We start from the raw sequence: 24,684 nt of genomic DNA, 5'->3' as shown, positions 1-24,684 counted from the left end.
GCCGCGCGCCCGTTTTTTTATGCTTGGGACTGACCCATGAATGACCTGATCGCCAAGGCGGCCATCGACCGCCGGATCGCAGAGATCATCACCCCCGTCGTCGAGGACATGGGGTTCGAGGTCGTGCGCGTCCGGTTGATGACCGGCAAGGAAAGCACCCTGCAAATCATGGTGCAACGCCCCGATGGCACCATCGAGGTGGATGAATGCGCGCAGATTTCGACCGCCATCAGCGCCGTGCTGGATGTCGAGGACCCGATCGTCGATGTCTATACGCTCGAAGTTTCCAGCCCCGGCATCGACCGCCCGCTGACGCGGCTTAAGGATTTTGACCAATGGCAGGGCTTTGAAGCCAAGGTCGAGACCGAGGAATTGATCGACGGCCGCCGCCGGTTCAAGGGCGAATTGGCCGGGATCAATGGCGATGACGAGGTGCTGATCACCATCGACGAAGGCACCATCGGCTTGAAATTTGCGTGGCTATCCGACGCCAAGCTTGTGCTGACCGATGATCTGATCCGTGACGTATTGCGCGGGCGCAAGGATGCGGGCCAGATCGACGAAACCCAATTTGACGAAATTGAAACCATCATTGATGGCGAGGAGAACACCTGATGGCCTATACGTCCGCAAACCAGCTGGAGCTTTTGCAAACCGCAGAGGCCGTGGCCCGCGAAAAGAACATCGAACCCGGTCTAGTGGTCGAAGCGATGGAAGAATCGCTCGCCCGTGCGGCCAAGTCGCGTTACGGCGCGGAAATGGACATTCGCGTGTCCATCGACCGCAAGACAGGCCGCGCGACATTCACCCGCGTGCGCACCGTGGTCGAGGATGATGCGGTCGAAAACTATCAGGCCGAATTCACCGTCGCACAGGCCAAGGATTACATGACCGACCCCAAGGTCGGCGATGAATTCAGCGAAGAAGTCCCCCCCGTTGAATTGGGCCGGATCGCCGCGCAATCGGCCAAGCAGGTGATCCTGCAAAAGGTCCGCGAAGCCGAGCGTGACAAGCAATATGAAGAATTCAAGGATCGCGCCGGCACGATCATCAACGCGCTGGTCAAGCGCGAGGAATACGGCAACGTCATCGTCGATGTCGGCTCGGGCGAGGCTGTGCTGCGCCGCAACGAAAAGATCGGCCGCGAGGCCTATCGCCCCAACGACCGTATCCGCTGCTATATCAAAGAGGTGCGCCGCGAACAGCGCGGGCCGCAGATTTTCCTGTCGCGCACAGCGCCTGAATTCATGGCCGAGCTGTTCAAGATGGAAGTCCCCGAAATCTACGAGGGCGTGATCGAGATCAAGGCCGTCGCCCGTGACCCCGGATCGCGCGCCAAGATCGCGGTGATCAGCTATGACAGCTCGATTGATCCGGTCGGTGCTTGTGTGGGTATGCGCGGCAGCCGTGTGCAGGCCGTGGTCAACGAATTGCAGGGCGAAAAGATCGACATCATTCCATGGAATGAAGATATGCCGACCTTCCTTGTGAATGCTTTGCAGCCTGCCGAGGTGACCAAGGTCGTTCTGGACGAAGAAGCCGGCAAGATCGAAGTCGTCGTGCCCGATGAACAGCTGTCGCTGGCGATTGGTCGCCGTGGTCAGAACGTGCGTCTGGCCAGCCAGTTGACCGGTCTTGATATCGACATCCTGACCGAAGAAGAAGAATCCAAGCGCCGTCAGGCCGAATTCGAACTGCGCACCAAGCTGTTCATGGATACGCTGGATCTGGACGAATTCTTTGCCCAGCTGCTGGTCGCCGAAGGCTTTACCAACCTCGAAGAGGTCGCCTATGTCGAACAGGACGAATTGCTGGTGATCGAAGGCGTCGATGAAGGCACCGCAGGCGAATTGCAGGCCCGTGCCCGCGATTACCTGGAGGCGCAGGCGAAAAAGGCGATGGATGCGGCGATCGCGACCGGAGTCGAGCAAAGCCTGATTGATTTCGAAGGCCTGACACCCCAGATGCTGGAAGCCTTGGGCAAGGATGGCGTCAAGACGCTGGAAGATTTCGCCACCTGTGCGGATTGGGAACTGGCCGGTGGCTGGACCACCGTCAACGGCGAACGCGTCAAGGACGAAGGCGTGCTGGAACCGTTCGATGTGTCGCTGGAAGAAGCGCAGACCATGGTCATGACCGCACGCGTCATGCTGGGCTGGGTTGATCCGGACGAGTTGAACAAAGACGACACTGACGAAACCGAGGAAGAGGAGGCCTGATCGGGCCTTCGGAGTAAGTGTATGACGCGTGGCGGGCATAAAGATGACAACAGCGATGCAGAACGCAAATGCATCGTCACCGGAGAGGTCCAGCCAAAGGCTGGGCTGATCCGGTTCGTCATTGGGCCTGACAATCAGGTTGTGCCCGATATCTTGGGCAAATTGCCCGGACGTGGCATCTATGTCACCGCCGACCGCGCCATTCTGGAACAGGCCCGCAAGGGTCAGTTTTCCCGCTCTGCCAAACAGGCCGTGACCGTGCCGGATAATCTGGTAGACGAGGTGGAACGCCAGATCGCGCGCCGCACTGTCGATCTGATCGCCTTGACGCGCAAGGCTGGCCGTGCTGTCTGCGGGTTTGAAAAGGTCAAGGGCTGGCTGGCTGGCGGCGAACGCGTCCGCGTGCTGGTGCAAGCCTCTGACGGATCAGAGCGGGGCAAGACCAAACTCTGGACACCCGAAGGTGCGCGATACTTCGGTTGCCTGACGTCAGCCGAATTGGGTTTGGCTTTCGGACGTCAAAGTGTGATACATGGCGCGCTTGCGACTGGTGGACTCAGCGATCGTGTTGTAGAGGAAGCCACAAAGCTGCGCGGATTACGCGAAGGGAACGGTGGCGATATGGCCTCCGGGAAGGATAAAGAAGCTAGATGAGCGATAACGACGGAAAAAAGCCACTCGGCCTTGGTGGGTCACGTCCAAGCAACGTGAAGCAAAGTTTCAGCCATGGGCGGACCAAGAACGTCGTGGTGGAAACCAAACGCAAACGCGTTGTGGTGCCCAAACCCGGCGCGGCCAAGCCCGCTGGATCGACCGGTGTGCAGATGGGCGGCGACCCGTCCAAGCGGCCTGCGGGCATTTCGGATGTCGAACTTGAACGCCGCATGAAGGCGCTGGCCATGGCCCGCGCGCGTGAAAGTGACGAAGCCGCCAAGCGCGAAGCCGAAGAAAAAGAACGCGCCGCCGAGCGCGAGGCGCGCCGCGCCGAAATGGAAGCCAAAGAGGCCGAGGACCGCGAACGCGAAGAACGCGCCAAGGCCAAGGCCGAAGAAGAAAAGCGCAAATCAGAACGCGCCGCCGCCAAGGTCAAGGCCGATGCCACCCCTGCGGGTGCCGATGCCAGCGCGCTGCCCGGCGAAAACGCCGTTGACCGCCCTTCGGCTGCTGGTCCGCGCAAGGTTGACCGCGAACGCGATGCCCGCGAAAAGGCCGCCAAGGCCAAGCCCGGCCGCGAAGATGATGGCCGCCGTGCCGGTAAACTGACGCTGAATGATGCGCTGACCGGCCGCGAAGGTGGCCGCCAGCGGTCGATGGCCGCGATGAAACGCAAACAGGACCGCGCCCGCGCCAAGGCGATGGGCGGATCGGCCGAGCGTGAAAAGGTGTTCCGCGACGTGGCGCTGCCACCCGCGATCACCGTGTCGGAATTGGCCAACCGGATGGCCGAACGCGTTGCCGATGTGGTCAAGGCCTTGATGCAGAACGGCATCATGGCAACGCAGAACCAGTCGATTGACGCCGATACCGCCGAATTGATCATCGAAGAATTCGGCCATACCGTTGTGCGCGTATCCGATGCTGACGTTGAAGACGTGATCAAACAGGTGCTCGACGATCCCAAGGATCTGGTCTCGCGCCCTCCGATCGTCACGATCATGGGCCATGTCGACCACGGCAAGACCTCGTTGCTGGATGCGATCCGCAATGCCAAGGTCGTCGCCGGAGAGGCGGGCGGGATCACCCAGCATATCGGGGCCTATCAGGTGAAAACCGATTCCGGCTCGCTGCTGACCTTCCTTGATACGCCGGGCCATGCGGCCTTTACCTCGATGCGGTCGCGCGGGGCGCAGGTGACGGATATTGTCGTGCTGGTGGTTGCCGCTGATGACGCCGTGATGCCGCAGACAATCGAGGCGATCAACCACGCCAAAGCGGCCAAGGTGCCGATGATCGTGGCGATCAACAAGATCGACAAACCATCCGCCAACCCCGACAAGGTCCGCACGGATCTGTTGATGCACGAAGTCGTCGTCGAAAAGATGTCCGGCGATGTGCAGGATGTCGAGGTATCGGCGCTGACCGGCAAAGGTCTGGATAACCTGCTGGAATCCATCGCTTTGCAGGCGGAAATCCTTGAACTCAAGGCCAACCCCGACCGCGCCGCCGTTGGTGCCGTGATCGAGGCGCAGCTTGATGTGGGTCGTGGCCCTGTTGCCACGGTTCTGATCCAGAACGGCACTTTGCGTCAGGGCGATATCTTTGTCGTCGGGGAACAATATGGCAAGGTCCGTGCCTTGATCAACGACAAGGGCGAACGCGTGGCCGAAGCCGGCCCCGCCGTCCCGGTCGAGGTATTGGGCCTGAACGGCACGCCAGAGGCGGGCGATGTGCTGAACGTCGTCGAAACCGATGCGCAGGCGCGTGAAATCGCCGAATATCGCGAAAAAGCGGCCAAGGAAAAACGCGCCGCTGCCGGTGCGGCCACCACGCTGGAACAGCTGATGGCCAATGCCAAGGCGAACCAGAACGTCAGCGAATTGCCCATCGTGGTCAAGGCCGACGTGCAGGGCTCTGCCGAGGCGATCGTGCAGGCGATGGAAAAGATCGGCAATGACGAAGTCCGCGTGCGCGTGCTGCATTCGGGTGTCGGTGCGATCACCGAAACCGATATTGGCCTGGCCGAGGCATCTGGCGCGCCGGTCTTTGGCTTCAACGTCCGTGCCAATGCGACCGCGCGCAATTCCGCCAACCAGAAGGGCGTGGAAATCCGCTATTATTCGGTGATCTACGATCTTGTGGATGACGTGAAGAAAGCCGCCTCTGGCCTGTTGTCTGCTGAAATCCGCGAAAAGTTCATCGGCTATGCGACGATCAAGGACGTGTTCAAAGTGTCCAACGTCGGCAAGGTCGCGGGCTGTCTGGTCACCGAAGGTGTGGCGCGCCGCTCTGCCGGTGTGCGCCTGCTGCGCGACGATGTCGTGATCCACGAAGGCACGCTCAAGACGCTCAAACGCTTCAAGGACGAAGTGGCCGAGGTGCAGTCGGGCCAGGAATGCGGCATGGCGTTTGAAAACTACGATGATATCCGCCCCGGCGATGTGATCGAGATTTTCGAGCGGGAATCGGTCGAACGGAACCTGTAAAGGGTTCTGCCACAATAGAAAAAGGCGGCCCCTTGGGCCGCCTTTTTTATAGCCAGTCCCGCAGGATCGGGATCAGCGGAATATCCGCCGCTGGCATCGGATAATCCCGCAGATCATTGGGCCGCACCCATTTCAGCGCTTGCCCTTCACGCGATTGCGGCGTGCCGTCCCATTTGCGGCAGGCAAAGAGTGGCATCAGCAGGTGGAAATCGGCATAGGCATGGCTCGCGAATGTCAGTGGCGCAAGGCAGGAGGCCCAGGTGCCGATGCCCAATTCCTCGTGCAATTCACGGATCAGCGCGGCCTCGGGGGTTTCGCCCTGTTCGACCTTGCCGCCCGGAAATTCCCACAGACCGGCCATCGCCTTGCCTTCGGGGCGCTGCGCCAACAGCACCCGCCCGTCGGTGTCGATCAGCGCGACAGCGGAAACCAGAACCAGCTTCACGACCGGTAATCGGCGTTGATGTCGATATAGCCATGCGTCAGATCGCAGGTCCAGACCGTGCTGCTGCCCGATCCAAGCCCCAGATCGACGCCGATGACCAGCTCGGGGTTTTTCATATAGGCGCTGGTGGCCGCTTCGGAATAATCCGGCGCGCGCCAGCCGTTTTCGGCCACGGTGATATCGCCAAAGCGGATCGACAGCCTGTCCCTGTCCGCCTGCGCGCCCGATTTGCCGACGGCCATGACGATCCGGCCCCAATTGGCATCCTGCCCCGCGATGGCAGTCTTGACGAGCGGGCTGTTGGCGATGGCCATCGCGACCTTGCGCGCATCGGCATCATCGGCGGCACCTGTCACGGCGACGGTCACGAATTTGCTCGCCCCTTCGCCGTCGCGCACGACCTGATGCGCGAGGTCCAGCATCACGCCATGCAGCGCTGCTGCAAAATCGGCATTTCCGGTCACATCCACACCGGATGCCCCCGTCGCCACCGCAAGCAGGCTGTCGGATGTCGATGTATCGCTGTCCACGGTGATGCAGTTGAAGGTCTGATCGTTGTGGCGCGACACCAGCGCTTGCAACGCCTTCTGCCCGATCAGCGCATCGGTAAAGATATAGACCAGCATTGTCGCCATATCCGGCGCGATCATGCCGGACCCTTTGGCGATACCGGCGATCTGCACGGTCTTGCCCCCGACGGTGACGCTGGCACTGGCCCCCTTGGGAAAAGTGTCGGTGGTCATGATCGCGCGGGCGGCGTCCTTGATCGCGGCCTCGGTCTGGCCTTTGTGCAGATCGGCCAGTTTCGCAATGATGCGGTCATGCGGCAGCGGCTCGCCGATCACCCCGGTCGAGGCGGTGAAGACACGCCCCACCGGCACGGCGGTCAGATCGGCCACAGCCTGTGTCAGCGCTGTCACGCTGGCCACACCCATCTTGCCGGTAAAGGCGTTGGAATTGCCCGAATTGACCAGGATCGCGGCGGCACCGGACGGATCACCACCCAGTTTTGCCTGACAATCCAACACCGGGGCCGACCGCGTGGCAGAGCGGGTAAACACCCCGGCCACGGCAGACCCCGGCGCGGCGATGGCCAGCATCACATCGGTCCGGTTCTGGTATTTGACCCCCGCCGCAGCGCTGGCAAAAGTCACGCCCGCGATCACGGGCAAGTCAGGAAACTGCGCAGGCGCAAGCGGCGAGATTTTCATGGCAGATCAATCCAGCAATTCGACCTGATTGATCACGCTGGGATCAAACGCGCCTTCGGCGGGACGTTCCACCACAGTGGCGGCAGACAATTCATCCAGATAGGCCATGACGGCGGCTTCTTGCAATTCGGCGGTCAATTGCTGCGCGACCTGTTCGAGCGTCGGTGTCGGACGCGCCCGCTGATCGGTCAAGGTGACGATATGCCAGCCGAATTGGGTTTCGAACGGGTCGGAAATCTCGCCGACGTCCAGGGCCATGACAGCCGCTTCGAATTCGTCAACCATCGCACCTTCCCCGAACCAGCCCAGATCGCCGCCATTGGCGCTGGTCACATCGGTTGATACCGCGGCCGCGACATCGCCAAAAGCTTCGCCAGCGTCCAGCTGCGCCTTGGCTGCATCGGCCTCTTGCTGGGTTGCGACCAGCAGATGCGCGGCGCGGAATTCGGGGATTTCGGGCGCATCGGCAAAACGGTCCTGATAGGCCTGTTGCAGCAATTCCTGCGTGATGGCTGTTTGGGTGATATCATTGATCACCTGTGCGGCCATCAGGGACCGCTGTTCGTTCTGGATCGTATAGGTCACGCTAGGCGGCGTGGTTTCCAGCGCATCCGCCAAAAGCTGTTGCTGGACCAGCTGATCGACCAGCCCGGTAAAGAGGATCTCGTCGGGAAATTGCGCATATTGCGCGGGCAGCATGGACCGCGCGATGATCAATTCGCCGATGGTGATTTCGGTATCACCGACCTTGGCAACCACCGAGTCCGCGGTGACCTCCTGCGCGAAAGCAGCCGTTGTGACAGACAGCCAAGCGGCGGCTGCCCCCAAAAATGTTACATGTTTCAGCATTAAACGATCCCTTGATAGGCCGCGCAGCCGCCCGGCGTTGACACTCTATATCCGGCCCCTTACATCCCATGAGTGCCTTATGGAGGCCGGAAGTAGAGCAGATTTGGCCCCTTTGTATGTGGCTGGCGATCTGCCTACAAGCAACCTCCTCTCAATAGATGTCAGACAGGCGCCACAGCGCTGGTGGAGTGAATATGCTGGGTATCGGATCGATTGCCAAAAAGGTGTTTGGCTCTGCCAATGACCGCAAAGTCAAATCCGCCCGGCCGTTGGTCGCCAAGATCAACGCGCTGGAACCGCAGTTCCAGACGCTTAGTGATGATGACCTGAAGGCCAAGACCGATGAATTCCGCGACCGCGCCCTGAAAGGCGAAAGCCTTGACGCGCTCTTGCCCGAAGCTTTTGCCAATTGCCGCGAGGCGGCGCGCCGCGCGCTGGGCCTCTGGGCCTTTGATACCCAATTGCTGGGCGGGATCTTTCTGCATCAGGGCAATATCGCGGAAATGAAGACAGGCGAAGGCAAAACGCTTGTCGCCACCTTCCCGGCCTATCTGAACGCGCTGACCGGCAAAGGCGTGCATATCGTCACCGTGAACGATTATCTGGCCCGCCGCGATGCCGAATGGATGAGCAAGGTTTACAGCGCGCTGGGCATGACCACCGGTGTTGTGGTGCCGGACCAGGGCGAGGCCGACAAAAAGGCGGCCTATGCCTGTGATGTCACCTATGCGACGAATAACGAACTGGGCTTTGATTACCTGCGCGACAATATGAAATCCGAGCTGGACCAGATGTACCAGCGCTACCACAATTTCGCGATCGTGGACGAGGTGGACAGCATCCTGATCGACGAGGCGCGCACGCCGCTGATCATTTCTGGCCCCGCGCAGGACCGCAGCGAAATGTATGCCGCGATCAACAAGGTGATCCCCGATATCCTGCCCGAACATTACACCCTGGATGAAAAGGCGCGTCAGGCGACATTCACCGAGGAAGGCAATGATTTCCTTGAAGAAAAGCTGTCAGCGCTTGGTCTGCTGCCCGATGGCCAGACGCTCTATGATCCTGAAAGCGCGACTCTGGTCCATCACGTCAGCCAGGCGCTGCGCGCGCATGTGCTGTTCACCCGCGAAAAGGATTACATCGTCCGCGATGACCAGGTCGTCCTGATCGACGAATTTACCGGCCGCATGATGACCGGCCGCCGCCTGTCTGACGGTCTGCATCAGGCGATCGAGGCCAAGGAAGGCGTCGGGATCAAGCCCGAAAACGTGACGCTGGCCTCTGTCACCTTTCAGAATTACTTTCGCCTCTATGACAAGCTGGGCGGCATGACCGGCACCGCCGCGACCGAAGCTGACGAATTCCGCGAAATCTATAACCTCGGTGTGGTCGAGGTGCCGACCAATCGCCCAGTCGCGCGGGCCGATGAACATGACCAGGTCTATCGCACCGCCAAGGAAAAATTCGACGGTGTCGTCGCCGAGATCAAACAAGCCCATGCCAAGGGCCAGCCGATCCTTGTGGGCACCACATCCATCGAAAAATCAGAGTTTCTGGCCGGGCTGCTGCGCGCCGAAGGGATCACCTTTAACGTGCTCAACGCCCGCCAGCATGAACAAGAGGCGCAGATCGTCGCCGATGCCGGCAAGCTGAACGCCGTCACCATCGCCACCAATATGGCTGGTCGCGGCACCGACATCCAGCTGGGCGGCAATGTCGAAATGCGCGTGCTGCAAGCCATGGCCAGTGATCCGCAGGCCGACCCAGAGACATTGCGCGCCCGGATCGAGGCCGAGGTTGCCGATGAAAAGGAAAAAGTCAAAGCCGCGGGCGGATTATTCGTGCTGGCCACAGAACGCCACGAAAGTCGGCGGATCGACAACCAGCTGCGGGGCCGGTCCGGCCGTCAGGGTGACCCGGGGCGGTCCACGTTCTTTTTGTCGCTCGAAGATGATCTGATGCGGATTTTCGGGTCGGAACGGCTCGAAAAAGTCCTGTCCGGTCTGGGCATGAAAGAGGGCGAAGCCATCGTCCACCCTTGGGTCAACAAATCGCTGGAACGCGCGCAGGCCAAGGTTGAGGCGCGCAATTTCGACATCCGCAAACAATTGCTGAAATTCGACGATGTGATGAATGAACAGCGCAAGGTCGTGTTTTCCCAGCGCCGCGAGATCATGGAATCGACCGATCTGGCCGATGTCGTCAAGGATATGCGCGATCAGGTGATCGACGATCTGGTGACGCTCTATATGCCGCCGAAATCCTATGCTGATCAATGGGATGCGGATTCGTTGCAGGCCGATGTCATTGCCCATCTGGGGCTTGACCTGCCGGTCGTCGATTGGGCCGCCGAGGAAGGCGTGGACGATGATGTCATGCGCGAACGTCTTGAAGAAGCGGCCGATAAATACATGGGCGAAAAGGCCGATGCCTTTGGTGCCGAAACGATGCGCAATGTCGAAAAGCAGATCCTGCTGAAAACCATCGATGAAAAATGGCGCGAACATCTGCTGACGCTGGAACATCTGCGGTCCGTCGTGGGGATGCGTGGCTATGCGCAGCGCGACCCGTTGAACGAATACAAGACCGAAGGTTTCCAGCTATTCGAAAAACTGCTGGACAGTCTGCGCACCGATGTCACCAAGAAATTGTCGCAGATCCGGCCGATGTCGAAAGAAGAACAGGAACGCATGATCGCCCAATTCCGCCAGCAGCAGGCGGCAGCAGCGGCCGCCTTGGCGACGCCTGCCACGGCGACAGCCGCAGATGCGCGTGACGGGTTCAACGAAAACGACCCCGCGACATGGGGCAATCCGGGCCGCAACGATCTATGCCCTTGCGGGTCGGGCAAGAAGTTCAAGCATTGTCATGGGCGCATATAAATCTGTTTAATATCAATGACTTAATAATCAATTGCATGGCATAAAATGTTATGCAATTGTTATGCAAATGGCGATTTTGCATAGGTTGTTAGGCATTTGTTAGGCAAAACTGAGGCTGAGTTTGAAGAAAAGCTGCTTGATGGAAGGGTGCTGTTGTTCAGTCGCAATGGCATCTTCCAAGTGCGTTTGTACAAAGGCATGCGGCAGTACATCTACAAAAGCCTAAAGACACGAGACTTGGCTAAGGCACGTGATTTGGCTGTACGTGCGCACTACGAGTTAGAGTTTCGCAAAGAAGAACAACTGCCACTGCAGATTAAGCGTTTCAGTGAAGTGCTGAACGAATATGCCAAACTGCGTGAGAGCCAGAATGCACGTGGCACCTATCGTCACAGCAACAAAGCCAATCAGCAACAAACCAGTGACTTTATGCTGCGACAGATAGTGCGTGTGAGCAAGTTCTGGCACGAGTACTGTGGAAAGAAGCCTGTTGATAAAATTGATAACGCCGTGCTGCGTGACTACGTTGATTGGCGACGTGCCTACTACAGACGCATGCCAGCAGACAAACGTCCAAAGAACCACAGCCTCAATCCAGCAGATAAAACACTTGAGTGGGAAACAACCTTCGCACTCACAGTTCTCAAATATGCACAGGAACGTGGCTACAGAGGCAACAAGCCTGTTCCCACGTTTAGGCACAAAGCACAGCGCACCAAAACACGTCCAGCGTTCACGTTGAAGGAATACAGCCGCTTGTACAAAGCCATTAGACGCTGGATGCATGAGGAAAAGGACAATGCTCGTTGGCGCTATACACGCGAGCTGCTGCGGGACTATGTGCTGATATTGGCAAACAGTGGCATGCGTGTGGGTGAAGCAAATAACCTGCGTGTGAGTGACTTAGAAAAATTTACAGACGAACGTGGGCGCGAGAACTACGCATTCAATGTCAACGGCAAGACTGGAAAGCGTTATGTTATTCTACGTGCTACAGCGAAACGCTATGTGGATAGGTGTTTAGAACGAAATGCTCGTTGGCGTAGCGAATGGGAAACAACCTCTGCAAAGGGCACCAAACAGCATAACCGAAAAACAGCACAACACGACGATTGGCTGTTTCGAATGCCTGATGGCAACAAGATTATCACGCTGATAGACCAGTTTAACGCTGTGCTTGAGCGTGAAAAGCTCACACATAACGCAGATGGTGAGAAATACACACTCTACAGTCTAAGACACTTTTACGCTGTGCAGATGCTACGACATGGGCGTGTGAGCGTGTTTGATATAGCACGCAACATGGGCACCAGTGTGCAGATTATTGAAAGCTATTACGGCAAGCATGCGACTGCACAGGAACTTGCAACGCGGCTAGGTGGATAAAAGGGTAGGTTTGAACCTACCCTTTTGTGTTCTTATAGCTTGTTCATAACGGGCTCTGCTTCAACAGTCGTTGTTGTGCTTGGTGGTGTACAGGCTGACACAGCAAGTGTGCTGCAGATTAAAAGAAGTGCTCCAAGTTTACGCATAGTTGTTTCTCCCTATTGTGTCTGATTGAGACTATTAGCCTTTGGAAATCAAAGCAACTCCACAGCATTCGCCAACTGTGCGTCATTTACGTCAATGTAGCGCTGTGTGACGGCAATTGAGCTGTGTCCTGCCAATGCTGCCAACACACGCACGCCCACGCCCTTGTTCGCTAAGCGTGTAATAAACGTGCGTCTGCCACTGTGGCTGCTTGCGTCAGTCAGCCCACATGCCTTGTAGATATTGAGGAACAGCTGACACATGGTGTTGGCTGAGAAGTGATTGCCCTTTTGACTGCGAAACAGCGCTGCTGTGCTCAGTGACGGTTTGATGTTGCGCCACGCAGCATAGCGCAGCAGTTGCGCTGTCAGCGCTGCGTTGACGAACACAGTGCGTGTACGAGCACCTTTGGTTTGTTCAGCACGCAGCGTGAACTGTGTACGCACTGTCCCATCCTCATTGTAAACGTCGCCCACACACAGCGCTGCCAACTCCTTCGCACGCAGTCCTGTGTATATGCTGAACAGCAGTATCGTGCTGTCGCGTGTCACATACCTACGACTTTGACAGTAGCGCAGTGCTCGTTTGATTTGTGCGTCATTGAGTGTTGCTGCTTGTGCCATCATGCCCTCAAATATCAGGTAAACTTTCTATGATGCTAAAGTCTGATATTCGGTTTGAGCAACCACTAGGACAGTTACTATCAAGATGTTTGATTTCAATTGGTTATGCGATAATATCATACAATATGTATTCTATGACATTAGTCATAACTGTTCATTAATGCTGTTTGGGTATGTTGTTTGATTGTCAGTTGCGTCACTGCTTCGCAGTTCCACAATCACTTCACTGTTTCAAACTTCGCTTCGCTTCAGTTCTCAACAGTTTCGTAAGCGGTCGCTGGCCCTCACCTTCCAACAGATTGTCTGACCTGCGATTCCATGTGCGATGGAGATCAGTGCAGGAGTTTCGCGATGGCGACTACGTTGGAGTTTCTCCGGGATTACGGGGTGGACATAAGGACCAACGGACAGCGACGCTGGCCGGAAGAGATAAAGGCGCGGATCGTTGCTGAGAGCTTGCAGCCAGGTGTGAGCGTGAATGAAGTTGCGGCGCGGTATGGGCTGCGGGCGAACCATTTATCGGAATGGCGTAGTCGGGCACGTGACGGCCGGTTGGTTTTGCCTGCGGTTGAAGATGACAGCTTCTGTTTTGCACCGATCGTCGTGTCGGATGGTGGCGGCGGTGCGGATGTGCCGGCTGTCGCCGGGCAGCTCACAAAGCCTGACGGGTTGTCCTGTAAACCCATCGAGATTGCGATAGGTCGTGTGACAATCCGGGTCGATGGCACCACCAGTTCTGACCGGATTGCCGAGATCGTGCGGGCAATCGGGGCGCGGCCATGATGTTCCCGTCAAACCGCGTGCGGGTTCTGGTCTCGACGCAACCTGTGGACTTCAGGAAAGGTCATGATGGTCTGGCGGCAATCGTGTCGTCGGTGCTGCGTAAGGATCCGTTCACCGGCACGGTGTTTGTGTTCCGGTCGCGCCGGGCGGATCGGCTGAAGCTTTTGTATTGGGATGGCACCGGATTGGTGATGGCCTACAAGCGGTTGGAAGACATGACCTTCACCTGGCCTGCGATCAAAGACGGGGTGATGGCGCTGAACCACGCCCAGTTTGAGGCCCTGTTTGCCGGTCTGGACTGGCGTAAGGTCAAGGCGCTGGAGATGCGCCCACCTGCTGCGGCAGAATGAATCAACCATATGTTTTTGCGTGATTTTACTGGGGTTTAATCGTAGTCTCGGGCTATGATTGATACGCCTGTCATTGACCTTTCCACCATCCCTGCCGCGCAGCGCGCGGTGGTTGCGACCTTGATGGAAACGATCGCCGCACTTCAGGATATTACCCAACGCCAACAGCATCTGATTGCCGAGTTGAACCATGCCCTGCATGGGAAGCGGTCGGAAAAGCTGACCGAGGATGAACGGCAGCTGGCGTTTGAGGATCTGTCCATCGCGTTGGCCGAGGTCGAGGTGCAGAAGGAACATCTTGCCGCCAAGGCAGATAGCAAGACGGCAACCAGGCCCGGGCCAAAGCGGACCATCGGCAATCTACCGGCCACATTGCCGCGCATCGAAGAGATTATCGAACCCGCCAGCCTGATCTGCCCTTGTGGCTGTGGCGTCATGCACAAGATCGGTGAAGACCGCAGCGAGCGGCTGGATATCGTGCCAGCGCAGTTGCGTGTGATTGTCACCGTGCGCCCGAAATATGCCTGCCGGACCTGCACAAACGGCGTGACCCAGGCACCGGCGCCCTGCCACCTAATCATGGGCGGGTTGCCGACAGAAGCGACGCTCGCCCATGTGCTGGTCAGCAAATATGCCGACCATCTGCCGTTGTATCGCCAGAGCCAGATCCTGGCGCGGGCAGGCCTCGATCTGCACCGCGCTGTGCTGGCCGATTGGGTGGGTAAGGCGGCATTCCACCTCAAGCCCGTCGTCGACCGGCTGGGTGAACACCTGAAACGATCAGACAAGCTGTTCATGGACGAAACCACCGCCCCGGTGCTGGATCCGGGTCGCGGAAGGACCAAAACCGGCTATCTCTGGGCTCTTGCCCGCGATGACCGGCCATGGGGCGGTGAGGACCCGCCCGGTGTGGTCTACTTCTATGCACCCGGTCGGGCGGGCGAGAATGCCGAAACATTCCTGATAGGTTTTGACGGCATCCTGCAGATCGACGGATACCAGGGCTACAACCGGCTGACCAAGCCGACCCGCAAGGGCGGCGATCCCATTCAGGTGGCCCATTGCTGGGCGCACGCGCGCCGCAAGCTGAAGGAAGTCTTCGACCGCGATGGATCACAGATCGCCGCCGAGGGCCTGCGCCGCATCGCCGAGATCTATGCTGTCGAAGCCGATATCCGTGGCATCTCTCCCAGCCAGCGATTGTCGGCCCGCCAGACCCGCAGTGCTCCACTGGTCGCGGCCTTCGGCGATTGGCTGCAGGCCCAACGCCGCAAGATCTCCGCTAAATCCCGGTTGGGTGAAAAGCTGACTTACATCCATAATCACTGGGATGGGCTGCAGACCTTCTTGGCCGATGGCCGCGTCGAGATTGACAACAACCGCGTCGAAAACCTGATCCGCCCCATTGCTCTCAATCGCAAGAACGCGCTCTTCGCCGGTCATGACGAAGGTGGCATCGCTTGGGGTCGCATCGCCTCACTGATCGAGACCTGCAAGATCAACGACGTCGAGCCCTTCGCCTATCTCAAAGCAACCCTCACAGCGATCGCTAATGGCCACCCGCAAAGCCGCCTCGATGATCTGCTCCCGTGGAACTTCAAGCCGTCAAGCTGAACCGACAGTGCTCTCCTGAGAACGCTTACACAGTTTCAGCATCATTCTTCGTATATGATTAGTTGGGGATTTTCTGTAGATTTAGAAGTCATAGAGAGGCAGTACGCCTCTCTTTGACTGTTGGACTTTCTGTGAGTTCCTCTGTCAGCAATGTCGCACAACCAACTCAGTGTTGGTAGATGGGGTTTGGCTGTCACCTTTATGTGCGTGGAGTTGTTCCAAACGCAAAACACTGCCAGCACATTGCCGCCAACAGTGTTCAGTACGGGGTATATTCGTGTTAACACGAAAATCTCTCATCCCGTTCCACAGCATAATTTATTACACGCCCTTTGCTGCTTTGCGTGTTGTATGCCTCTGCAAGAGCTACTGTGCTGACAAGTTCTGTACGCATACCTTCATATACTTACTCAATGCCGTTTGTGGAGCACTATGCTGCAGATAAATACAAGCAGTGGGTAGTTGCTTTGTATCTACAGTTATTTATCAACTAAAGCAGAAAAGGTAGCAGAAATGGTTTTGAACGAGGTGTTTGGTTTATTGAAGAGCATAGGTGCTGTGCGTAGCGAAAGTGAGTTTAGCAAAGACTGGCTGGGACGCAGCGAGTGTTATCTACGTAGTCTACGATTTGTTGGCACAGAACCCAGCATCAGCACGATTGCAGTATGTGCCAGCAAGCTACAGCACTATGGCAAGCGTATGTGTGCTACACATGAACATGAATATTTGGGCAAACGCTTCTTAAGCTTAGCAGAACAATGTCACGCATACATCAACAGCACTGCAGAACAGACTTGGATGGCGTCACTATGAAATGGGTATTGCACTGTAGACTTTATGCTGCGCGAAAAATTGTGGTGAGCTACTTATCGTTTCAGGCTGGCAGTTTTCCACTATGACAGTCGCAGAAGTAGTGGGTGTCAGCAAGCACCGTAAGCACAGCGCTAAGCCTCGTACAAAGTCCAAACAGCATGTGGATACGTCTTACACCCCCCCAAGCAAAGCGCAGCCGTTCAATAAGCCAAAGTCACAGCACTTGAGTTGATAGTCCAACGACGCAGTTACTGTGATGTGAGGTTTCAGATCGAAACGCACGGTTTTTGTGCTGTTTGACGTTTGTATTGACAGTGAGCCTGGCAGGCATAGTGAGGCTGGGTTTAGAAACGAATTGGCGCCGGTGAGAAAATCAAATCGCTCGAGCACTCAAACATATTGATAAACTTCTAGCGTGGGCTGATCTACTATAACTTCAAAGACGGTACCAAGATCGTCAGATATTGCACCTTTAACGTTTGCTCGCGCATCACTAAATGCCGCATTGCCAGCGTTTGCTTCCGAAAATACACCCGATCCATCATTATGGAAAACATATATTCCGCCCGCATTGGCAGCACCAACAATGTCGAGATCACCGTCTTTATCGATGTCTATCAAACTGATAGTTTGAATCCAAGGTTTATTTATGGTGAAATTTGAGTTTGCGCTAATATCAACAAAATCGCCATTTTCTTGCTGTAAAAGGATTTGTAGTGCTCGACCCTCATAGAACGGGTTATTTGTCGTTTGGCTCAATACTAAGTCTACTCGTCCGTCATTGTTGATGTCACCAGCTTTTATGTCGAGCGTTATGGTATCGGCACCAAAATAACCCGATGGAAGCAATTTTGAGACTGAGAAGGTGTTATTAGTAGCGTTAAATTCAAGTATCATTGAGCTAGAGTTCGCATCCATGCCCAAAATAAGCTCTATATCACTGTCGTTATCAACATCAGCAAAGAGAGAACTAGTATATTTTTTTGAATTCCCTCCCGCAAAACCTGTCGTATAATCGAATATTTCCGGCGACAAGCTTAACTTGACGAAACTTCCATCCCCAGAGTTTAGAAGGAGGTAAGGTAAAATAGCGCCACTGTTGAAAATATTTCCTACATAGATATCGACAAATCCATCTCCATTGATGTCGCCGACTGTTGCGGAATGCGTATTATCTGCCACGTTGGGTAGATTTGTTGAGCTATCAATAAAGCTACCATTTGCCGACTGTAGAAAAATACCATTTCGCTCACCTATGAATGGAGAAGTGTCATAACCTGAGGTGGCAACAAAAATATCTAAAAGTCCATCAGCGTTGAAATCAGCCGTCAATATTTCAGCCGGATGGATGAATTTTGTTTCAAAATCAGTGTTTGTTATCTCATATATGCTACCACTTGACTTTATAGTTACTATTGAAAAAGAGTCCGATACAGCGGGTGGGAAGCTTCCTCCACTAATAATGAAATCAGAGCGTCCGTCTGCATTGATATCGGAGGCATAGACTGTAAAAAAATTGGGGCTTGTTGAAGCGCTGCTTTGTGGTTGGAAATTTTCAAACCTGGCAACAAGATTACTAGAAGATGATGCTTCTATGTTATTATTTCCATCACCCCCACCACATGCGGCAAGTGCTAACGGAGTCAGCAACATGGCTGTTCTTGTCGTACTCAATGATATGCTAGATTGGTTGCTAGCAGTGACACTGTGCGATTGGCGAACGACTTTTTGCCACTTAACTTCATCGACAAAATCTGTTGTATATTTTGGTGCTGTGCACAGCAATGTGTTAGATTTTAAATCATTTGTCATTCTCAGAACCACCAATGCTCAAATTTAATTTAAATCTAGCTTTGTAGCCTTTGAGTGTTCTGTCAAGTTTGCATTTGTGGAGATGTGATTGAGTTTGTTTTACTGGTTACCTGCCCTTCCTCAGTGGAAACTTTCCCTGTCCCACAGCGTCAATATACTGTTCTGCAATGCGTATGTGGCGACGTACAAGGTTTGCTTTCCGCTGCTTAATAGTGCGCAGTATGTAGTCATACGGCAAAAGCAACTTCTTTGATGCTGCGACTGTTTCGCCTTCCACGCTTTCACTCACATACAAACCTGCGTCAGCGTGTATCAAATCATATAGTTCGTAGAGCTTGAGCTTGGGGTTGGCACGGTATGCGTCATATACAGTCAAGTGTTGGTGTAGGCTGGTGAGCACAGGCTTGGTGGCGACGGGATAACGGGCGCGACTGATACGCTTCGCAGCCTTTGCTTGTGCCTCATACTGTTTCAGCACACTGCGTATACGAGTGATGAGATAGGCTGTGCGCACTTCTAAAGGCAGTTCAAGCGTCAGAGTGTCGTTTGAAAGGGTAGGTTCAAACCTACTGTTTTCGTCCAAAACCCTTATTTGACGTGCTGTTGGTTCGCAAAACAGTTCGCTGTGCGCCTCTTTGCTCCACCACTGCCAAAAGTCGTCGTGTGCGTGGACGTTGCCAAAGTCACCGTACAGCTTGGCATACTTGCCCTTCCCCCCTCGCATACAGCACTGACGATACCCATCGTGTCGCCGCAAGTACTCCCACCAATAGTAGTAGACTGAGCATTTCCACGCAGGTGCACCTTTGTAGGGTGGGTTGGGTGGCTTTCGTTTGCTTGGGCGAACGCCTTTGAGGGGTGGGGCATAGACGAAAAAGCGTCTGCCCACCTTATAGCGATTCGCTTCGTCTGCTGTGCTTGTATCAGTCATTATACACCACTGTGTTGTAGGGTTGGCGTTGTAGAACTCGGCGTACTTTTATGTGCTATATTTTAGAAGTTGGCAATGAGCGCAACATAAATTCGCAACAGAAAAGGAAAGCGAACATGACGAAGACAACTAAATCTACTATCAAATCTGCTACAACAGTAATCACAGCACAGCAGCACTACGACGCTATGCTTATAATCGCTAACAAAGCAGCGACTTGGCACAGCACAAGCTATAAGAAGGCAAGTGACGAACTCTTTGCTTTGCTTGGCGAATGCTATTCGACTGTGGCTGACATTCGCAAACAAGGCACTGCTATGGTGCGTGAACTTAACAAAGTGCTCACAGCAAATAGCATTACCTTCAATGATGGCACACGCTTGGAGACGAAGGTTGTGCGTGTGGTGTTTGGCAACATTGGCAAGCGAGCACACATTTACGCACGTGTGCTTGTCAATGCACGTGAACAGTCTGTTCAAACTACTCTTTTTGCACAATGGCTTGTAAAACAAGGTGGTATCGAAGCTGTACGCAAGCAGCATAAGGGACTGACACCTGCGGAAGTCAAAGCACAGCGTGTGGAAACAGCGGAAAAATCGTTTCCACGTGTCAAAGCAAAGCTGCTGTCAAATGCACCTAAAGCTGACGGCAGCGATTATGTGCTTGCCCTAGTAGAGCATACAAACGGTAAGCAGCGTATCGTAAGCTTCTGCGCAAATATATCGCTTGTTAAACAAGTGCTCGCAAGTGTTGCAGACTACGCTGAACAGCAAGCAGCAGCTGAGACACGTGCAGACGTGGAGCGTGAACGTCGCAAGCTACAACAGCAACTCGCACAAGTGTCTTCGCTGACAGACAAAGCAGCCTAAGCACTCAAGTGAAGGCGCAGCGTCTGTGCTGTGCCTTCCTTTGCTCTCAAATCAAAAGGAACAGATATGAAAATTACACAAAACCCTAGTGCTTGGGCAGTTAGCACACCTCAAACGTTCTCAGACTTAGTATTCGCTGACGAATACACAAGGCAAGATTTATACGACTATGTTCAGTATCCACAGATGTGTGGGAACATAATATTGGAAGGGGCATATGGCAGTGGCAAATCAACCATAGCTGCTATTATTGCCAAAGAACGCTTAGGCAGCACACCTTCAGTGTATGAGTTAAATGGCGATGCTTGGACAGATGACACACTGAAGACGCTGTGTGGGACTTTCAACTTAGCAAGGACATGCGAAGAAATACCAATCGTTATCATAAACGAAGTGGATAGGCTTAAAGACAAGCAGTACGTGCTGAGAGACTTTTTGGACGAACACACACAACGTCTGCTTGTAATTATGACAACAAATCACTTGTCAAACATTGATGGCAGCATTGTAGACAGAAGCGACGTGTTTAGAGTGCGAGGCTTTGAACCAATACAAGCAGTGGCTGTAGCGCAGCGTGTTCTCCATCAATACAGCGTAGCAGTGACTGACAGTGATTTATTGGCAATCTTTGAACGCAGCTTGATTAGTGACGAAACTGAGCTGAGCTTGCGGCAGATTGGACGCACAGTGGACAAGCTGGTGCTACAGCTTAGCACAACACAGCAGCCTCAGCCACGCAAGCCTAAGCTCACAGTGGTATAAAGGGGTAGATTCAACCTACTGTTTCAAACGTCAACGCAGTCTGCGTTGGCGTTTTTTGTTTTCATATTGAGGTAGTTGACGCAGCGAAAAGTATTGCTAAAAGACTAATGCAATTCGGAGGAATTTGATATGAGCAAACTTGAAGAACTACTTGCACAGCAAGAGCAGATTACAATGCAGATTGAAGAAGCAAAGAAGCAGCAGAAAACTGAAGATTTGAAGACTGTGCGTCAACTGTGCAAGGCACATGGCTTCACTGCACGTATGCTTAAAGGTTTTTTAGCTGAAGGTAGAAAGCGGCGTACAAAAACAGAGAACTAAGTTAGGTAGTTATTGATAGCATGAACGGAGAATAAAAATGGTTAAAAAACTTGTGCGGATTGTTTTGATTGGCTTTGGGGTTATGGCACTGGGAATTCTTTCACTATCGTTACCTGCATATCAGGCTGGTCGTAAAGAGCAGGCACAAGTGGAAGAGGGTGGTTTTCAAAGTGTAGCAGAGATGAAAGCAGCGCAGGCGGCTGGCTTTGATACAAATGAGGGATACAAGCAACACTTAGCTGAACAACAGGCACTGCAAGAAGCAGAAGCTGAACGTTTAGCGCTTGAGGAAGAAGCAGTTAAGCTTGCGGAAGTAGAAGCTGCTGCGGAGGCTGCAAGGAAAGCAGAAGAAGCGGCTGCACAGCTTAAACAGGCAGAGCAGCTAAACGCTGAAATCATAGACGAAATGCTTTCTTCTTCCTATTTTGGCTTTTTGCAACCGACAGTCAGCTACGACTATGAAACACTTGTTGGGGGTACATGTAGTGAAGTCATTCATACTCTTAGCTCGACACCTTCTGCGTCAGGCGACGTCCAAGTACTTGGTACCTTCTTTGGTGTTGATAGAAGGCAAGTCACATGGGTAAATATAATTGGACAGGCAAAATATGATTGTGACGCACATTTTGGTTTTCCATGCGACTTAGATATAAATGTACCAGTTAAAGGTGAAATTTCAGTATCAAGTGAAACAGGACTGGTTGTTCTTATTCAAAGAGATAGTGGAACTTCGCAAGTTTTTGACTACTCTGATGTTGGTTCTGGATTCGTGACAACACGAACTTTGGGTGCTTCTGAGGAACAAAGCCTTCTTGTTTGTGTTGAACCAAGTTGATTTTCGGCTGACAACCTGCCTTGTTCGAAAGCACAATGTGTGAGTAGAATAAGGAGGTTATCATGTCATTCCTACAACAACAGAAGCTAACAGAGTTCAAATCAAACACGCAAAGTAATCCCATTGTGAGACGACGCAGCAAGCTTGCGTTCAAAGTGGAAGAACAAATCCGTTTGGCTGTGGACAGCACCTATCGTCCAACAAAGATAGTGTGGAATAGGGACATTGACGGCAATCAACACAAAGTAGAACAACCCAAGCGTATGCGCTGTTGGTGGACAGAGCACACAGATGGTGGTGTGCAACTCACAGTGCGCTACGGCTCAAAGCCATTGGAGTTGGGAAAGGGCAAGACTGCTATTGCGTTGAACAGCAAAGAGGAGGTTGAACCTACTCTTCGTAACCTAAAGCTTGCAGTGCTGAGTGGTGAATTTGATACGATACTCACACAGCAAGTTGGCATTACAAAGCCACTGCCAAAGTGAGTAGAACAGAGTTCAGTCACAGCCATTTTCAACGAGAAATTTGACTGTGATTGTCCAATAGTAAAATACAATGATAACAATGACTTGGCTGTTAGGCAAATGTTAGGCACAATAATCTTGGTGCGTTAATAGTGTTCAATAACAATAGTTTAACCTTCACCAAATGAATTCAAGCATTGTCACGGGCGTCTTGCTTAAAGGATCAAGACAGCGCTGGCGGGGTCGCCCGCCACGCGCGCCACGCGCGATTGTCAGAACAAACCCTGCGCGCGAAAGCTGATTTCGCAGGATTTGCCGATGATCAGATGGTCATGCACCGTGATCCCCAAAGTGCGCGCTGCATCACTGATCTGGCGGGTCACTGCAATATCGGCCTGTGACGGCGTGGGGTCGCCCGATGGGTGGTTGTGGACAAGGATCATGGATGCTGCGTTCAGTTCCAGCGCGCGTTTGACCACCTCGCGCGGATAGACGGGCACATGGTCCAGCGTGCCCTTGGCCTGTTCTTCATCCGCGATCAGAACATTCTTGGTGTCCAGGAACAGGATGCGGAATTGTTCGGTGTCGCGATGCGCCATCACCGTGTGGCAATAGGTCAGCAGCGCATCCCAGCCGGACATGACATGGCGCTGCATCACCCGCGCCCGTGCCAGCCTGTGGGCCGCGGCTTCGACGATTTTCAGTTCCAGCGCAACGGCGGGGCCGGCACCGGGCACCTGGCCGATCTGGGTGACGCTGGCCGATAAAACCCCGTTGAAATCACCGAAATGATCGATCAGCGCGCGGGCCAGCGGTTTGACATCCTGCCGCGGGATGGCGCGGAACAGCACCAGTTCCAGCAATTCGTAATCAGGCACCGCTGCCGGGCCACCCGCCAGGAACCTGTCGCGCAGCCGTTTGCGGTGATCGCGCAGATAGGACGGCAGTTTTGCCCTGGGCGGGCTGTCTATTTCGGGAAAAAGGCTGCGGGATTCGGCAAAGCGGGTCATGCCCCACCCTGCCGGATCGCCGGTTACCGTATGGTTAACTTTTCATCGAATCCCAGAAGGATTTGACGCTGGCAAAGAAACTGGTCCCTTGGGGGTTGTTCTCTTCGCTGAGCTTGTCGAATTCGCGCAGGATTTCGCGTTGGCGCGTTGTCAGCTTGACCGGCGTTTCCACGGCCAGCTCGATCATCATATCGCCGCTGGGGCCACCCCGCAGCGCGGGCATCCCCTTGCCGCGCAGACGCATCTGGCGGCCCGATTGCGAGCCTTCGGGCACTTTGACGCGGCTGCGGCCGCCGTCGATTGTCGGCACCTCGATTTCGCCGCCAAGCGCTGCGGTCGCGATCGATACCGGCACGCGGCAATAAAGGTTCAGACCTTCGCGTTCGAATAGCGGATGGCTGTTGACCTCGATAAAGATATAGAGATCGCCGGGCGGGCCGCCGCGCACACCAGCCTCGCCTTCGCCGCTCAGGCGGATGCGGGTGCCGGTTTCGACGCCAGCGGGGATATTCACGGACAGCGACTTTTCTTTTTCGACGCGACCGGCCCCATGGCAGACCTTGCATTTATCCTTGATGATCTGGCCCATGCCGCTGCAGGTCGGGCAGGTGCGTTCGACGGTGAAAAAGCCCTGCTGCGCGCGGACCTTGCCCATGCCGTTACAGGTCGGACAGACCTGTGGTTCAGACCCGCCCTCGGCCCCGGTGCCGGAACAGGACCCGCATGACACGGCCGTTGTGACGCTGATCGTCTTTTGCAGACCGGCAAAGGCGTCTTCGAGATTGATGCGCAGGTTATAGCGCAGATCGCTGCCGCGCTGTGCGCCGCTGCGTCGCCCGCCACCGCCACGCCCGCCCATGAAATCACCGAACAGGTCGTCGAAGACATCGGAAAAGGCGCTGGCAAAGTCGCCCTGCCCGCCACCGCGCGGCCCACCCGCGCTGGACCCCATGCCATTTTCAAAGGCGGCATGGCCATAACGGTCATAGGCGGCCTTTTTATTGGCGTCTTTCAGAACTTCATAGGCTTCGTTCGCTTCTTTGAACTGGGCCTCGGCCTTGGGGTTGTCGGCGTTGCGGTCGGGGTGCAATTCCTTGGCCTTTTGGCGATAGGCCTTTTTGATCGCATCGGCATCGGCCCCTTTGGCGATCCCCAACACATCATAATAATCACGTTTTGCCATTATCGTTTTCCCCTTTGGGAACAGAAAAAGAC

Annotated in this window: 23 protein-coding genes; 15 read left to right on the top strand and 8 right to left on the bottom strand. The window is 54.7% G+C overall.

Annotated elements, in window-relative coordinates; translation table 11 throughout:
* Nucleotides 1-36: 36 nt before the first annotated feature.
* Genes rimP through infB form a run of 4 tightly spaced genes read left to right on the top strand, consistent with a single transcriptional unit; the run spans nt 37 to nt 5,362 of the window.
* The gene (gene rimP, locus LOKVESSMR4R_RS17560; protein WP_087211406.1) at nt 37-615 is read left to right on the top strand and encodes a ribosome maturation factor RimP; all 579 of its coding nucleotides are present in this window, start codon (nt 37-39) and stop codon (nt 613-615) included.
* Nucleotides 615-2,219, top strand: coding sequence for a transcription termination factor NusA (nusA, locus tag LOKVESSMR4R_RS17555; RefSeq protein WP_087211402.1), 1,605 nt, complete (start codon nt 615-617; stop codon nt 2,217-2,219). Before rimP ends, nusA begins: the two co-directional genes overlap by 1 nt.
* Before the next feature lie 21 nt (nt 2,220-2,240).
* Nucleotides 2,241-2,873 (top strand): RNA-binding protein, encoded by a 633-nt coding sequence (locus LOKVESSMR4R_RS17550; RefSeq protein ID WP_087211399.1) that lies wholly within the window; start codon nt 2,241-2,243, stop codon nt 2,871-2,873.
* Nucleotides 2,870-5,362 (top strand): translation initiation factor IF-2, encoded by a 2,493-nt coding sequence (gene infB, locus LOKVESSMR4R_RS17545; RefSeq protein WP_087211397.1) that lies wholly within the window; start codon nt 2,870-2,872, stop codon nt 5,360-5,362. The genes LOKVESSMR4R_RS17550 and infB overlap by 4 nt, the downstream gene beginning before the upstream one ends.
* Nucleotides 5,363-5,408: 46 nt before the next feature.
* On the opposite strand, the gene LOKVESSMR4R_RS17540 is transcribed toward infB, so the two are convergent.
* The 3 genes from LOKVESSMR4R_RS17540 to LOKVESSMR4R_RS17530 are packed head-to-tail and all read right to left on the bottom strand — an operon-like array spanning nt 5,409 to nt 7,867.
* Complete coding sequence (locus LOKVESSMR4R_RS17540) at nt 5,409-5,807, bottom strand: (deoxy)nucleoside triphosphate pyrophosphohydrolase (RefSeq protein ID WP_087211394.1); 399 nt, start codon at nt 5,805-5,807, stop codon at nt 5,409-5,411.
* A complete protein-coding gene (gene argJ / locus LOKVESSMR4R_RS17535; protein WP_087211392.1) occupies nt 5,804-7,018 on the bottom strand; it encodes a bifunctional glutamate N-acetyltransferase/amino-acid acetyltransferase ArgJ in 1,215 nt (404 codons plus the stop codon). The genes LOKVESSMR4R_RS17540 and argJ overlap by 4 nt, the downstream gene beginning before the upstream one ends.
* 6 nt (nt 7,019-7,024) lie before the next feature.
* On the bottom strand, nt 7,025-7,867 hold the full coding sequence (locus LOKVESSMR4R_RS17530; RefSeq protein ID WP_087211389.1) for a peptidylprolyl isomerase: 843 nt from the start codon (nt 7,865-7,867) through the stop codon (nt 7,025-7,027).
* Nucleotides 7,868-8,061: 194 nt separating this feature from the next.
* Here LOKVESSMR4R_RS17530 and secA point away from each other — a divergent pair, with 194 nt between their 5' ends.
* Both secA and LOKVESSMR4R_RS17520 read left to right on the top strand, forming a co-directional pair.
* On the top strand, nt 8,062-10,752 hold the full coding sequence (gene secA / locus LOKVESSMR4R_RS17525) for a preprotein translocase subunit SecA (RefSeq protein ID WP_087211384.1): 2,691 nt from the start codon (nt 8,062-8,064) through the stop codon (nt 10,750-10,752).
* A 96-nt stretch (nt 10,753-10,848) separates the two neighbouring features.
* The gene (locus LOKVESSMR4R_RS17520) at nt 10,849-12,138 is read left to right on the top strand and encodes a tyrosine-type recombinase/integrase (RefSeq protein ID WP_087211381.1); all 1,290 of its coding nucleotides are present in this window, start codon (nt 10,849-10,851) and stop codon (nt 12,136-12,138) included.
* Between the two features lie 194 nt (nt 12,139-12,332).
* Here LOKVESSMR4R_RS17520 and LOKVESSMR4R_RS17515 read toward each other — a convergent pair whose 3' ends face one another.
* Nucleotides 12,333-12,905 (bottom strand): tyrosine-type recombinase/integrase, encoded by a 573-nt coding sequence (locus tag LOKVESSMR4R_RS17515; protein WP_087213522.1) that lies wholly within the window; start codon nt 12,903-12,905, stop codon nt 12,333-12,335.
* A gap of 351 nt (nt 12,906-13,256) precedes the next feature.
* On the opposite strand from LOKVESSMR4R_RS17515, the gene tnpA reads away from it, so the two are divergent.
* The 4 genes from tnpA (at nt 13,257) to LOKVESSMR4R_RS17490 (ending at nt 16,465) form a co-directional block, all read left to right on the top strand.
* Nucleotides 13,257-13,688 (top strand): IS66-like element accessory protein TnpA, encoded by a 432-nt coding sequence (gene tnpA / locus LOKVESSMR4R_RS17505; protein WP_087206431.1) that lies wholly within the window; start codon nt 13,257-13,259, stop codon nt 13,686-13,688.
* A complete protein-coding gene (gene tnpB / locus LOKVESSMR4R_RS17500; RefSeq protein WP_087206430.1) occupies nt 13,685-14,038 on the top strand; it encodes an IS66 family insertion sequence element accessory protein TnpB in 354 nt (117 codons plus the stop codon). Before tnpA ends, tnpB begins: the two co-directional genes overlap by 4 nt.
* A 123-nt stretch (nt 14,039-14,161) precedes the next feature.
* The gene (gene tnpC / locus LOKVESSMR4R_RS17495) at nt 14,162-15,652 is read left to right on the top strand and encodes an IS66 family transposase (RefSeq protein ID WP_420645907.1); all 1,491 of its coding nucleotides are present in this window, start codon (nt 14,162-14,164) and stop codon (nt 15,650-15,652) included.
* A gap of 513 nt (nt 15,653-16,165) precedes the next feature.
* Nucleotides 16,166-16,465 (top strand): DUF6626 family protein, encoded by a 300-nt coding sequence (locus LOKVESSMR4R_RS17490; protein WP_087211378.1) that lies wholly within the window; start codon nt 16,166-16,168, stop codon nt 16,463-16,465.
* Nucleotides 16,466-16,855: 390 nt separating this feature from the next.
* Here the strand turns inward: LOKVESSMR4R_RS17490 and LOKVESSMR4R_RS17485 are convergent, their stop codons facing one another.
* Nucleotides 16,856-18,277 carry an FG-GAP repeat domain-containing protein gene (locus LOKVESSMR4R_RS17485; RefSeq protein ID WP_087211375.1) on the bottom strand — a complete coding sequence of 474 codons (1,422 nt, stop codon included), beginning with the start codon at nt 18,275-18,277 and terminating at the stop codon, nt 16,856-16,858.
* 106 nt (nt 18,278-18,383) lie between these two features.
* Entirely contained in the window at nt 18,384-19,208 is an 825-nt protein-coding gene (locus tag LOKVESSMR4R_RS17480; protein ID WP_157898269.1) for a hypothetical protein, read from the bottom strand.
* A gap of 116 nt (nt 19,209-19,324) precedes the next feature.
* Between LOKVESSMR4R_RS17480 and LOKVESSMR4R_RS17475 the strand changes: the two genes are divergently transcribed.
* The 5 genes from LOKVESSMR4R_RS17475 (at nt 19,325) to LOKVESSMR4R_RS17460 (ending at nt 22,480) form a co-directional block, all read left to right on the top strand.
* A complete protein-coding gene (locus tag LOKVESSMR4R_RS17475) occupies nt 19,325-20,077 on the top strand; it encodes a hypothetical protein (protein WP_157898268.1) in 753 nt (250 codons plus the stop codon).
* Between the two features lie 66 nt (nt 20,078-20,143).
* The gene (locus LOKVESSMR4R_RS17470; protein WP_087211365.1) at nt 20,144-20,839 is read left to right on the top strand and encodes an AAA family ATPase; all 696 of its coding nucleotides are present in this window, start codon (nt 20,144-20,146) and stop codon (nt 20,837-20,839) included.
* Between the two features lie 129 nt (nt 20,840-20,968).
* Entirely contained in the window at nt 20,969-21,160 is a 192-nt protein-coding gene (locus tag LOKVESSMR4R_RS17465) for an H-NS family nucleoid-associated regulatory protein (protein ID WP_087211362.1), read from the top strand.
* 37 nt (nt 21,161-21,197) lie between these two features.
* A complete protein-coding gene (locus LOKVESSMR4R_RS20320; RefSeq protein ID WP_157898267.1) occupies nt 21,198-21,995 on the top strand; it encodes a hypothetical protein in 798 nt (265 codons plus the stop codon).
* A 62-nt stretch (nt 21,996-22,057) separates the two neighbouring features.
* Complete coding sequence (locus tag LOKVESSMR4R_RS17460) at nt 22,058-22,480, top strand: DUF6641 family protein (protein ID WP_087211360.1); 423 nt, start codon at nt 22,058-22,060, stop codon at nt 22,478-22,480.
* 251 nt (nt 22,481-22,731) lie between these two features.
* On the opposite strand, the gene radC is transcribed toward LOKVESSMR4R_RS17460, so the two are convergent.
* Both radC and dnaJ read right to left on the bottom strand, forming a co-directional pair.
* On the bottom strand, nt 22,732-23,469 hold the full coding sequence (gene radC, locus LOKVESSMR4R_RS17455) for a RadC family protein (protein ID WP_087211357.1): 738 nt from the start codon (nt 23,467-23,469) through the stop codon (nt 22,732-22,734).
* A gap of 34 nt (nt 23,470-23,503) precedes the next feature.
* Nucleotides 23,504-24,652 (bottom strand): molecular chaperone DnaJ, encoded by a 1,149-nt coding sequence (gene dnaJ / locus LOKVESSMR4R_RS17450; protein ID WP_087211354.1) that lies wholly within the window; start codon nt 24,650-24,652, stop codon nt 23,504-23,506.
* Between the last annotated feature and the right edge of the window lie 32 nt (nt 24,653-24,684).

This window comes from Yoonia vestfoldensis, from assembly GCF_002158905.1.
GTDB classification, from domain to species: Bacteria; Pseudomonadota; Alphaproteobacteria; order Rhodobacterales; family Rhodobacteraceae; genus Yoonia; species Yoonia vestfoldensis_B.
The sequence above is the reverse complement of the archived record's forward strand: the minus strand, read 5'-3'. Positions and strand labels throughout refer to the sequence as shown.